This is a genomic window from Boudabousia liubingyangii, assembly GCF_001907245.1.
In the GTDB taxonomy this organism is placed as follows: Bacteria; Actinomycetota; Actinomycetes; order Actinomycetales; family Actinomycetaceae; genus Boudabousia; species Boudabousia liubingyangii.
Genome location: NZ_MQSU01000003.1, coordinates 172,767 through 185,723, shown reverse-complemented (window position 1 = coordinate 185,723; position 12,957 = coordinate 172,767). Strand labels below are relative to the sequence as shown.

At 56.1% G+C, this 12,957-nt stretch carries 8 protein-coding genes and 1 tRNA gene; all 9 read right to left on the bottom strand.

Annotated elements, in window-relative coordinates; translation table 11 throughout:
* Positions 1-11: 11 nt before the first annotated feature.
* Positions 12-87, bottom strand: a tRNA-Thr gene (locus BSR28_RS05500).
* A 181-nt stretch (positions 88-268) separates the two neighbouring features.
* Entirely contained in the window at positions 269-1,885 is a 1,617-nt protein-coding gene (locus BSR28_RS05495) for an alpha/beta hydrolase (RefSeq protein ID WP_073709369.1), read from the bottom strand.
* A 51-nt stretch (positions 1,886-1,936) separates the two neighbouring features.
* Positions 1,937-3,169, bottom strand: coding sequence for a DNA polymerase III subunit delta' (locus BSR28_RS05490; RefSeq protein WP_083563110.1), 1,233 nt, complete (start codon positions 3,167-3,169; stop codon positions 1,937-1,939).
* Entirely contained in the window at positions 3,166-3,837 is a 672-nt protein-coding gene (tmk, locus tag BSR28_RS05485; RefSeq protein WP_073713568.1) for a dTMP kinase, read from the bottom strand. The genes BSR28_RS05490 and tmk overlap by 4 nt, the downstream gene beginning before the upstream one ends.
* A 91-nt stretch (positions 3,838-3,928) precedes the next feature.
* On the bottom strand, positions 3,929-6,676 hold the full coding sequence (gene topA, locus BSR28_RS05480) for a type I DNA topoisomerase (RefSeq protein WP_073713567.1): 2,748 nt from the start codon (positions 6,674-6,676) through the stop codon (positions 3,929-3,931).
* 211 nt (positions 6,677-6,887) lie between these two features.
* Positions 6,888-9,206 (bottom strand): hypothetical protein, encoded by a 2,319-nt coding sequence (locus BSR28_RS09110; RefSeq protein WP_073713566.1) that lies wholly within the window; start codon positions 9,204-9,206, stop codon positions 6,888-6,890.
* Positions 9,207-9,309: 103 nt separating this feature from the next.
* Complete coding sequence (locus tag BSR28_RS05470) at positions 9,310-10,908, bottom strand: methyltransferase (RefSeq protein WP_125899211.1); 1,599 nt, start codon at positions 10,906-10,908, stop codon at positions 9,310-9,312.
* A 148-nt stretch (positions 10,909-11,056) separates the two neighbouring features.
* Complete coding sequence (locus BSR28_RS05465; protein ID WP_073713565.1) at positions 11,057-12,145, bottom strand: variant leucine-rich repeat-containing protein; 1,089 nt, start codon at positions 12,143-12,145, stop codon at positions 11,057-11,059.
* 88 nt (positions 12,146-12,233) lie between these two features.
* The gene (locus tag BSR28_RS05460; protein ID WP_073709567.1) at positions 12,234-12,956 is read right to left on the bottom strand and encodes an anaerobic ribonucleoside-triphosphate reductase activating protein; all 723 of its coding nucleotides are present in this window, start codon (positions 12,954-12,956) and stop codon (positions 12,234-12,236) included.
* Position 12,957: the final 1 nt, after the last annotated feature.

Genomic DNA, 12,957 nt, shown 5'->3' with positions numbered 1-12,957 from the left:
TTTGGAGTTTATGGAGCCAACTACGGGAATCGAACCCGTGACCTGCTCTTTACGAGGGAGCTGCTCTACCGACTGAGCTAAGTTGGCCTGTCCTTTACAGACTAAGCAACAATAAAAGGAAGCCACCCAAAATGCAAACGGAATCTACCGTTTTGCGGCGCAATTAACCACCTCAGGCCCGGCTTCTTAAGGTTTACTCGCTATTGGATCAACAGTCTGGTTCACCCAATATACCTATCCCAATTTCGCCTACGGAACTAGCCTTGTTCTACTTACAGACTAGTCCCGGCTTAGGCACCTTACCCTCTTGGAAGAAACCATCCACGACGCCAATCACGCAGGGACTACCTAGCGAGGAATAGGCCGTGTGGTCCCAACCTTCCACGGTGACCAAAACCCCAGAAGAAAGCTGCTTAGCTAGGTTCTGGGCCATCACCAAGGGCGTGGCCGGATCGTGGGTGGTGCCAATAACTAGAATCGGCGGGGCCCCCTCGGCTGTTAAAGGCTTAAGGTCAGTACGTTTTGACTTAACGGGCCAATCAACCCGGGTGGCGTCACCCCAGGCGAAGAACTGTGCCACTACAGGTTCTTCTTCCTTCATCTTCTTAGCTTGAGCTTCCCAAGACTTCTGGTCACCCTGAACCGGGTAGTCCAAAGAATGGATCGCAATGAAAGCCTCTTCTTGGTTTCCCTCATAGGTGCCGTCATCAAGCCGATCATTGAGCAGGTCAGCCATCTGCAGCAAATACTGGCCATCATGTGCCTTGATTGCCGCGGTAAGCGCCTGACGCAAACGCGGGAACCAGTGATGAGAGTACATCCCACCAAAAATAGCGGTAGAGGCTAAAGACTTGGTAAGTTTCCGGTCCCCGACCCTCATCGGGGCCTGCTGCAGGGATTCAATAAAATCTAGAAGCTTTTCAATCCCAGCTTCCCCATCCGGTAGCGGGCAGTCACCAGTATTTTGGCACCAGGTAACAAAGTTCTGCAAAGAGGCTTTAAAGCCCTTCATCTGCAGGTAAGAAAGCTGATCAAAAGGCACCGTCGGGTCCACTGCCCCGTCCAGTACCATGCGTCCTACCTTCTGGGGGAACAGGTCCGCATACTGGGCACCCAGGTGGGTTCCGTAACTGAAACCTAGGAAGTTAAGCTTGTCCTGCCCCAACAGGTGTCGTAGCACGTCCATGTCACGGGCGGCAGACACCGTGTCTACCCACTTGATCATGTCGCTGTGTTCCAGGCACTTACGGCCCAGTTCGGCAACTTCGAATCGTTCTACTGCTCGACCAGCCTCCGTGTAAAGGTCCTGGCCGTTCCCCTCTAGGAGTTTGTCCTTTTCCTTATCGGTCAGGCATTCGATGGGAGTGGACCAGCGAGTACCACGGGAATCCATCCCCACAATCGCAAATTTCTTACGCATCCCACGGGTGAAAACAAAGTCAGCGTTCTTGGAAACGAAGTCCACTGCCGAACCACCCGGACCACCCGGGTTCACCAAGATAGCTTCCCCCACCTTCGGGTTCTCTGCATGCATATAGGCCTGGATCTTAATATTGCCCAAGCTGGGGTCCTCGTAAGACTTGGGGACCTCAAAAGAAGCACAGTGGTCTAAATCGGTGGTTTCAATCCCGCTGGGGCAAGATCCCCATACTAGTTTCTGCTCATAGAACTTCTTGAGCTGATCCGGGACCTCTTCGGTGGAAGAGGGTTCAGGCATTTCTAGCGGGCCAGCGACCGGGGCCGGCTTGGGTTTACTGGCGTGCGGGACGGTAAAACTGGCGCAGGCAGTCAAGGATGAGACCAAAAATGCCACGACCCCAAGGGTTTTTAGGCGAGCAAGACGCGGTCGACCTACCGATACGGCTGCTTTTTTACTATTGCTCAAGAGGCTCCCTTTCAGAGGTTCGGGCCAGATTTCACGGTCTATAACCGAAAATTATATAAAAACTTCGCCACCCTTGAAGGGCGGAAGGAATGAAACCACCATGGCTTCAAGGGCACTTAGAGGCGCGACATTGGCGTTAATCCGGCGTCTAGCCTGCGCGATAGCGTCCATTCGCAGCAGGGTCAGTTCCGTGGTTGATTCCTGTGCGCTCTGATTAACCAAAGCCGTTAGATCCTGGTTCACTAAGGGCACTTGAGAACCGGTTTGTACGGTCAGGACGTCCCGGTAGAAACCTAAACAGTCCAGCATGGTGCTATCCAGTTCATCGCGCAGGATACGTGCGGCCCGGCGTTTATTGTCAGCCTCTTTTTCTTTGATCTGAGACTTGAGGGCGGGAGTGTCCTTACCGCCTTCCTCACCACCTAGGGCTTTTCTGAGCGCGTTAATCTCTTCAATAGCTTGACCACTAAGGAACTCATCAGACTGTTCCTTCGCGTGCTGGTGAATCTGGGCTGCCATCTGCAGGGCCTGCCCCACGCTATCGACCTGTACCAGTTGGGAGAGTCGGGCACGCAATGATTTACGGTATTCAGCCTTATCTGGCTCTAGTAGCATGCGGGCCCGGCCAATATGGGACTGGGCGGCTAGGGCAGCTTCTAGGGCCACTTCTTGGTCTTGCGCGCGTCCTTCTTTAACTAGCTGCTGGGCTACCAGTTCAGCCGGGGGCACTACTAGACTGACTAGGCGGCAGCGCGAACGGATTGTGGGCAGCACGTCTTGGACCGAGGGCGTAGAGAGGATCCACACGGTTCGTTCCGGGGGTTCTTCAATAGCTTTTAGCAGCGTATTGGTGGTTGCGGTAAGCATGCGGTCCGCATCCTCGATGATCATTACGCGCCAGCGGCCATTTCCGGGGGCGGACTGGGCTTGCATGACCATCTGTCGCACGTCGTCGATTGAGATGATGACCTTATCGGTGGCTAGATGTTGTACGTCCCGGTGCCGGCCTTCTAAGACACTGCGGCACTGTTCGCACTGCCCGCACCCGACCGGGTCAGATTCGCACTGTAGTGCGGCCGCGAAGGCCAGTGCGGCATTAGAGCGTCCGGATCCGGGCGGGCCGGTCACTAGCCAAGCGTGGGTCATGGCTCGTTGCGCGTCTTCTTGCGCTCCGGTCAGCTCTTCACCCCAAGCGGCTTTGAGTCGGTAGCGGGCCCCCTGGGCGGCCCGGGCGAGTTCTTCGGCGGCACTCCGCTGCCCGATTAGTCCTTCCCAGACGGTCATGATTTCACCAGCTGATGACGGCCGTCGGTTAGGCGGGCGTTGAGGTGCTGCCAGATTTGCGCAGCAATGGCTTCTGGGTCGCTCAGGGCATCTAGCACTAGGATGCGACCTGGTTCTGCAGCGGCTAGCTCTAGGAAGCGTTCCCGGACGGCCTGGTGGAAAGTCAAAGACTCCCGTTCTAGCCGGTCGGTGGCGCCGTCACGACGGGAGTGGACGTCTTCAGGGTTGGCGTCCAGCAGGAAGGTCACGTGCGGCATGAGACCATCGGTGGCCCAGCGGGAGAGGTTTTCAACGTCCTCGCCAAGGCCACGGGCCCCACCTTGGTAGGCGATGGATGAGTCTAGGTAACGGTCGGTGATGACAACTTTTCCGGCTTCTAGGGCGGGCCGGATTTTGGTGGCCACATGGTATGAGCGGTCTGCGGCGTAGAGGAGCGCTTCGCACTTGGGGTTGACGTCCTCGGGTCCGTGTTGGACCAGGTTACGTAGCTGGTTACCTAGGTCAGTCCCGCCGGGTTCGCGCGTGCTGACTACCTGGTAGCCTTCGCTTTCGAGCTGTTCGGTGAGCAGCCGAATCTGGGTGGTTTTCCCTACTGCCTCGCCGCCTTCGAAGGAAATGAATAGCCCGTTGGCGGCTTGGTCGGTGACGTTGGGAATACTTAGGCTCATGCACACCAGTCTAACTGTTCCCCCGCTACTTGGCCTACGCGGCGAGGGCGCACCTGGGGATTATCGGTTTCCCGCTACTTCCCCGGGTGGGTTACTTTTTGGCAGCGGTTTTCTTGGCGGCAGTTTTAGTGCCGGCCTTGGTGCTGCTCTTAGTAGCGGTGGTCTTTTTAGCCGTAGTTTTCTTGGTGGTCTTCTTCTTGGCCGGTCCCTTGGCGCGCTTTTCGGCTAGGAGTTCGAAGGCGCGTTCCTCGGTCAGGTCTTCTAGGCTTTCGGCCCGCGGGACAGTGACGTTGGTGGTGCCGTCGGTGATGTAGGGGCCGAAGCGACCATCCTTGACCACTACAGGCTTACCGGATACCGGGTCTTCCCCGAAGGACTTGAGCGGCGGCTTGGCGGTGCCGCGACCACGGGTCTTGGGCTGCGCGTAAATCGCTAGGGCTTCTTCGAGGGTGATGTCGAAGATCTGGTCTTCGCTGGTTAGAGAGCGGGAGTCAGTGCCCTTCTTCAGGTAGGGGCCGAAGCGACCGTTTTGGGCGGTGACGACTTCCCCGTCGGGGGCGGTACCGACCTCGCGCGGCAGGCTCATTAGGGCCAGTGCCTGTTCTAGGGTGACGGTGGCCAGATCCATGGTCTTGAACAGGGAGCCGGTGCGCGGCTTGACCTTGGATTTCTTTTCCCCTTCGGCCGGTTCGGGTAGTACCTCAGTGACGTAGGGTCCGTAGCGGCCATTCTTGGCGACGATGACGTGACCGGTTTCGGGGTCAGTACCTAGTTCGCGGCCATCATCAGCGGAGGCTTCGAATAGTTCGACGGCTTTTTCGGCGGTGAGTTCGTCAGGGGCGACGTCGTCGGGGACGGAGGCGCGGGTGCCGTCGGCTTTTTCTAGGTACGGGCCGTAGCGGCCGACTCGGAGGGTGATGTCGGGGGTGATCTCTAGGGAGTTCACGGCGCGGGCGTCAATGTCGCCTAGTTCTTCTACTTCCTTGCGTAGGCCGCCGGGTAGTAGGTCGTTGCGGACGCTTTCGCCTTCACCTAGGTAGATGCCGGCTAGCCAGTTGGCGCCGTTTAGTTCACCGGAGGCAATCTGGTCTAGGTCTTGTTCCATTTGGGCGGTGAAGTCGTAGTCGACTAGGCCGCCTAGGTTGTCTTCTAGTAGTCGGGTGACGGAGAAGGCTAGCCAGGAGGGTACTAGGGCTTGTCCGCGGCGCATAACGTAGCCACGGTCCATAATGACGGAGATGGTGGCCGCGTAGGTGGAGGGGCGGCCGATACCTAGTTCTTCTAGCTGTTTAACTAGGGATGCTTCGGTGAAGCGGGCGGGCGGGGTGGTGTCGTGCCCGTCAGCTTTGGCTTCCTTGATTAGTAGGTCTTGGCCGACCTTGAGGTCGGGTAGGCGTTCGGAACCGAAGGAAGCTTGGGGTTCGTTGCTTTCTTCCTCGTCGCGGCCTTCTTCGTAGACGGCTAGGAAGCCCTTGAACTTGATGATGGTACCGGAGGCGCCAAAGGTGACGGGCATGGTCCCGCTGGTTTTTTCGAGGTCGCTAACTAGGTCCCCGGGTACTTGCGTTTCGAGGGTGACGGTCGCGGTTTCTAGGATCGCGGAGGTCATCTGGGAGGCTAGGGTGCGCTTCCAGATGAGGTCGTAGAGCGCAAACTGGCTGGGGGTTAGTTGGCTGCGTACCTGGTCGGGGGTGCGGAAGTTGTCACCAGCGGGGCGGATTGCTTCGTGGGCTTCTTGGGCGCCCTTGGCTTTCTTCCCGTAACGGTTGGGCTTTTCGGGCACGTACCGGGGGTCGTAGAGTTCGGCGGCCTGTTTGCGGGCGGCGGTGACGGCCTCGCTAGAAAGGTCGGTGGAGTCTGTACGCATGTAGGTGATGTAACCGTTTTCGTACAGGGACTGGGCGGTACGCATGGTGTCGCGGGCGCTCATGCGTAGTTTGCGGGAGGCTTCCTGCTGCAGGGTGGAAGTGGTGAAGGGCGGCGCGGGGTGGCGCTTGGTTTCCTTCTTTTCTAGGTCGGCAACGGTGAATTTTTGGTCACCTAGGTATTCGGCTAGTCCGCGGGCGGAGGCTTCTTTAAGGGTGAAGGTGCCGCGTTTGGTGGCCGAGGGGGTGAGCTTGCCTTGGTCGTTGTAGTCGCGTCCAGCGGCTACTCGCTGGCCGTTTACGGTGCGGATCTGCGCAGTAAAGACGGGGGATTTGGGGTCTTTTTCGACGTGTGCGGTGACGTCCCAGTAGTTGGCGGAGATGTGTGCCATGCGGGCGCGTTCGCGGTCTACGACTAGGCGGGTGGCGACGGATTGGACGCGTCCGGCGGACAGGCCGGCGCGGACTTTACGCCAGAGTAGCGGTGAGACTTCGTAGCCGACTAGGCGGTCTAGGATGCGTCGGGTTTCTTGGGCGTCTACGAGGTTGGTGTCTAGGTCGCGGGGGTTGGCTAGGGCGCGGGAGATGGCTTCGGGGGTGATTTCGTGGAAGACCATGCGCTTGACGGGGACCTTGGGTTTGAGGACCTCTAGTAGGTGCCAGGCGATTGCTTCTCCTTCGCGGTCTTCATCGGTTGCGAGGTAGAGTTCGTCGGCTTCTTTGAGTAGTCGTTTGAGTTCGGTGACTTTTTTCTTTTTGTCGGAGTCGACGACGTAGTAGGGGGTGAAGCCGTTTTCGACGTCTACGGCGAATTTGCCGTAGGGGCCTTTTTTCATGTTGGCGGGGAGTTCTGATGGCTGGGGTAGGTCTCGGATGTGCCCGACGGAGGCTTCGACCTCAAAGTCGTCACCTAGGTAGGTGCCGATGGTGCGTGCTTTCGCGGGGGATTCGACGATGACCAGCTTCTTAGCCAAATCAGTTCCTTCTACTTAAAATCTTGAGGATTTCTTCGCTTAACCCTAGCGCAGTTAGGGGGTTTCCCAAAATGTTTCGGGCATGGCAACCATAGCACGAACCGTTTTAGGTGCAAAAGTGCGGCCGGCCCTCAGTTGATAACTGGGACCGGCCGCACTTTATTTTGCTAGTTCTTTGGGTTTATGGCCCGGTTGAACTTAGCGAGGCATCTCACGCCTGGCGACGACGAGCTGCAACCACTAGGCCAGCACCAGCTAGCAGGGTTAGAGCAGCAATGCCACCTAGCATTAGAGTTTCAGCACCGGTGTGGGCCAAGTTGCCACCCTGCTGACCAGCATTGTTGCCGCCGGTGATGGGCAGGTTCGGAGCGTTATCTCCACCGGTGATGGGTAGAGTCGGGGTACCGTTACCCGGGTTACCCGGAGCAGGCTTTTCAGCGGAAGGAGCCGGGGTGGGCTCTGCAGTCGGTGCCGGTGCCGGGGTGGGCTCTACGGTCGGTGCCGGGGTGGGCTCTACGGTCGGTGCCGGAGTAGGCTCAGGATTTACCGGAGCCGGTGCCGGAGTAGGCTCTACGGTTGGAGCCGGGGTCGGAGCCGGGGTGGGCTCTACGGTCGGTGCCGGAGTAGGCTCAGGATTTACCGGAGCCGGTGCCGGTGCCGGAGTCGGAGTAGGCTCAGGATTTACCGGTGCCGGAGTCGGTGCCGGGGTGGGCTCTACGGTCGGTGCCGGGGTCGGTGCCGGAGTAGGCTCAGGATTTACCGGAGCCGGAGTCGGTGCCGGGGTGGGCTCTACGGTCGGTGCCGGGGTCGGTGCCGGAGTAGGCTCAGGATTTACCGGAGCCGGAGTCGGTGCCGGGGTGGGCTCTGCAGTCGGAGCCGGGGTCGGTGCCGGGGTCGGTGCCGGGGTGGGCTCTACGGTCGGAGCCGGAGTCGGAGCCGGGGTGGGCTCAGGCTTTACGGGTTCCGGCTTCGGGCACGCGGCTAGCTCTTCTTCAGTTAGCTTATCGGTGCGGGGTTCAACCTTTTCGGTGGTTTCTCCCTTTTCCCAGACCTTGGTGTCGTTGTTCCACTTGTATTCAGTGGTGGTTACCTTGCGGGTGTTTTCAACCTCAGGGTTTTCACAGTTGGGCTTGTTTTCAGTCCAAGGACCTTCAACAGTGGTGGGAGCACAGGTCTTATCAGAAATCAGCAACTGGTGTTCTAGGACGACCGGCAGGTAACGAGCTTCCGAATCCTTAGAGCCATCCATCTTGAACTGAACGTTGAAGGAGAAACCAGACTCAGCGGGCATCTCATCAATCTTTAGAGTTAGTTTAGTACCGTCCTCAGAAATATCTACAGTTCCTAGGCCCTTAACAGCTTGCTTGTATCCGTTAGTACCCAAGGCACCTGCAGCGGGAGAGTTTACCGAGCCAGGAGCAGCAACAAACTTACCGCCCTGGGTGGCCTTAACAGTGTAAGTACCACCGATCATGTCATTGTCGACTGCTCCGTAAACACGTAGCCAACGGGTCTGCTGGTCGACTGGTACCTTACGGTCAACGCCCCAACCATCAGCGTTTACCTCACCAATCTGAATGTTCTTACCGGAGAAATCACCGGTGAACTTCATACGGTTGTCAATATCCTTGCTGAAGGGACCCCATACGGTACGGCCTAGTAGGACGTGCTGGCAAACATTAGTCTTAGGAACCTGCGGGAAATCAGGAACTTGGGTCGAGGGAGGTAGCGGCTTACAGCGCTCAGAACCATCGGTGTTGTTCGGAACGGGGTAAGCATTCCCCTGATCGTCAACGTTGGTGTAGGGATCAATGTTGTACTTCATGGTTGCCTTGGCAACGAAGTACTGATTAATATCAGGAACTTGGCCATCTGCAAGGACGGAAGTACCGGTTACACCAAACATGGTAGCTTCACCGGGCTTGAGATCCTTATTTAGGGTTACCACTACAGTGTTCGGGCCAGTTAGCTGGCCTGAGACCCGGTTGGTGTTCCAAGTGTAGTTAGTGTAAGGCTTTCCCCAGAGTGCCATATAGTCAGGCAGCGACCGGGAGGCCGAGTCACCCATCTTGGGATCAAACTTCCAGTTACCGAAGCCAAGTTCAGCAGAAGGAAGGTTAATTAGAATACGAGTGCCCTTGGGAATGAAATAATCAGTAGCTAGCGGGATACGCCAAGCCTGAGTAAAAGACTTGCCAGAACCATAGTAGTAATGGTTAAGTTCGAACATACCGGGTCCGGACTTGTTGAGGCCGTAACCGTATTCAGGACGAACTTCCTGAATGTAGCCGCCATTTGAATAATGTGCGGTCTTACCGGAGTGATAATCAACCATCAAGTTCGGGTATCGGGGATCATCATTGGTGAGGTCCGCTTTTAGGACCGATTCGGCCTGCCATTGGCTTGAACATTCGCCAATGGGAGTATAGCCATTCTTACTACCAGCATTGGTTGCCTGGGCCCAAGGGGTCAGGCCAGCGACCAACAGTGCGGTAGTCGCTGCGAATGCGGCAATTTTCCTGCTTTTCATAGTTCTCCAGTGCTCTTTTCAAAATTAGGGTTTCACCAGCCTATCGGTTTTAAACCCCAATTGATAGAGTTGGAGGCCTTATGGTAACGATTAACACAATTTGTTACATAAAAAAGCCATTAAACCATGTTGCAGCTAACGTTGATTGCAATTCAAACCTAATACTTTCGAGCCTAATCTCAAGGATTTCAGCCAAAGCTGCACAAATCTGAGCACAGGTAAGTTCACCGTCACAAGCCCCAAAAAAGCCTGCAAAAACCTGCCCGACCTGTATCTTATGCCCCCAGGAAGACTGCAGAACCAAGATTCTCGGGTCTTCCGTCCCGGGATCGAAGTATCGAACCTCAACTACCTCTGGATTTTTCACCAGCACTATATCAGAAGTCAAAATTTCGCTTGTTAGACCTTCTTCGCCCAAGAAACCATGATCGCTGGCGAATTGTACCGACTGTAACCAACTCTGAACCTGTTTCGCAGTTGGCGGTGCCCACTGGGAGATTTGTTCCGACATCTGGAAACCTAAGCGCCCATGAAGGGGACGACGTAGGGTGATATAGCCAAAACCTATCGCCTCAACTGAGATATGACGGAAATAGTCAAGGTAGTCAATAAACTGACTAGTTGTCTGCTGATCAAGGGAGACAACTTTCCCTCCGTCACGCAACCACATCTGAGCATACTGGCTCGGAGAATATACCTCACGCTGCCAAAAGAGGGCGTCTATGCCAGTGGGCACAAGCCCCATTAGTCTCTCATCCCAAGGGATTTCATTGAGATGCAACCAGTTTCCAAGCAATACCGCCTGACCTCCAGGTGCTAAGACTTTCGGAAGTTCGCTAATGAGAGTAGTCATAAGCTGATCCGCCTCATTCCCTGTCGCACGATATTCCATCACAGGCTCCTGTGAAGGAGGCGTGATAACGAAGGGGGGATTCGTGACAACTAAATCGAAACTTTCTTCAATAACCGGCTCAAGCATGGACCCCTGGCGCAGTTCTATTTCCACCCCATTTAAGGCGGCATTAAAAGCAGCAATCTGCAAGGCACGTGTCGAAATGTCAGTTGCTACCACCCGATCAGCATGTCGAGCTGCCACTATCGCTTGAACCCCACATCCAGTACCGATATCAAGCACTCTGGAGATAAAGCCTCTGGGGGTAATTCGTAAGAGGGAACGGGTTGCCCCTCCAATCCCCATCACATGGTTAGGTTCTAGTGGGCAGCCCATCTGACTACTAGGCCAATCAGTTAAGAACCAGAACTCAGCCACCCCCGACTCAACATATTCAGTATCAACCTCATTAGAAAAGTCATACGGGCGCATTTCAAAACCACTCTGCACCTGCCCCGCCTGTACCTTAACTAGACCCCAGTCGACAAGTTTTTCTAAGGTGATCGTTTCCCCTAGGGTTTCACGCACCAAGTTTTCTGGCACGGCCATTCGAAAAGCAAACAGGGCCCCCAAAACCACTACTTTATCCGGCAGCTCAACCAGCAGACGAGCTAACTCCTTGCGAGCGGGCATCGGGATTTCCAATTGCCATGCTTCCCAAGCATCAGCAGAAAGCAGTTCTTTAAGAGAAGTTTCAGTGTATTCCTGGAGTAATCCTCTAAGTCCCTCCATAGCTTGTGGATCAGCCACAGCTGAAGAAAGCCTGTCGGTGCTCATCGGTTTACCCAATAGAATCGATTGTTGACTCAATATTTTTACCTATCCTAATAACAATAAAAATTCTCAAAAGACTTAACAGAGACTATATAAGAATCTCAGTCTGCAGATACAGAATTAAGAAGGCGGCCTGTTAGAGGCTCTTTCGAGTCTCAAAACAGACCGCCTAACTTCTTAAGATTCAGCGAATACCGGTGGCGAAATCTGCGCGGCGCATAGTGAAGGCCTTGCCGGTTCGTAGGTTCCAGCAGGAAATACCGGCCGGGTCAGAAGTACAAGCGTAGTGCTGGTTAGCAGCGGAAGTGCCATAGACCAGGGTCGGGGCGTTGGGCTGCACCTTCTTGGCTAGCTCATCGTTACAGGTCTGTAGCGCGTCGCCTTCCTTATTAATACGCAAACCGAAGACCCCATTACAGGCGCCAGCGCCTTCCTTAAGGTAGTCACGTTCACGAATCGAACAGTAGGTGACATCTTCGGTCATGATGCAGCTGATGTTGCCACTGGGAGAGCTGAATGCCGGGGCAATCACGGAACCGCTAGGAGCCGGGAACTTAATCGGGGCTTCCACGGTGGGGGCTTCCTTAGTAGGTTCGGGGGCTTCTTGGGTGGGCTCCTGCTTATCCTTGGATTCGTCTTCGCTTACGGTCTTTTCCGCGGTTGCCACCGTACCCTTGGAATTTGAATCGTTCGCCCCGCCACCTAGGGTAAGGACCCCAGTAAACAGGGACACCACAATACCGACGATGGTAGCTGCTAGTAGGAAAGCAAGGATGAGCACGACGGCTTTACCGTGAGACTTCTTTTCTTCCTGCGCCTCAGCAACGGCGAAACCTTCCGGGGCGGTCTGGGTGGTGAAACCATCCCGGGCTTCAGCGCCAGAGCTGGCGCCCTGCGCGCCCGCGGCACCCGCAGCCATCCCCTGGTCGGAATACTGCGGCTGAGGAGCCGAAGAATCCTGCGGGTCAGGACGGTCAGCCGGGTTCGAGTAAACCGGTTCTGCTGCCTGGGCGGCGTTCTGCGCCTGGGTAACACCCTGCATGCCAAAGGTGCCAGCATTGATCATCTGCTGACGCTGCATAAGAGCCTGGTTGACCTGCGGGTCATTCAAGGACGACAACCACTGCAGTAGGTCCGGGTAGGTGGCCGGGTTTAGGGCAATGGTGGGTCGCAGACCGGGGTATGCAGCCGCAATATCGCGTAGCTGGGTTAGGTCCACATTGGGATCAGCCGCTAAGCTCGCCAGACGATCAAATTCGGCATTCGGTGACATCAAAAAGCTCCTTTAAAGCATTTATGGTTCTGGCCAGAACACTGCATAGCCTACCGCTATCCTTTAGAAGATGCGCGTCACAAGGGTCTTACGCAGCGGCGGGCCTAACCTCTAGAGGTACTCCCGCTTGGTCTGCCAGTTCTTGGGCCGCTGCCGCTAGGTCCACAAACTTTCGGTCCACAAGGGGCTGAAACCCGGCGGCCGCACCAACCGCCCGCGCCTGCTGAAGGGCCAAGGCGGGGACTCCCTGCGCTAGTAATTCTTCCACCAGGGTCAGCCAGTCACTACCCCCGGGGTAGACGGTTACCCGCACCTCTCCAGCAATACCCGACTCCAACCAGGCTTCCAAGGATTCAGCAACGACCGAGGCAGTCTTCACCGCGGCTGGGCGTCCCACCACCCGCGGATAGTCGCGTGGTAGCGCCTTAACATCTAGCCCCACCCAGTCCAAACAGCCAGCCGCCAACAGAGACCGCAAGGCTCTAGGGAAAGCCCCACCCGTGTGCAATCCCAGCTCGTAGCCCATGACTTTAAACTCAGGCAAAAGCCGCTCCAAGGCACTGCCCTGCATTAGCGGCTCTCCGCCAGAGAATACCAAGCCATCCAGAAAACCTAGGCGACTCTGGGCGACTTGCATAAGCTCCTCGACACTGACCCGTCCCGGCTGTCTAGGATCCAAAATCTGATGATTATGGCAGTAGGCGCAGCGCCACGGGCAGCCCTGAAGGAACACCGTGGCCACCAACTTCCCCGGCCAATCCACCATTGAGAAGGGATCTAAACCAGCAATCCGTAAATCAGATCCAGACAAC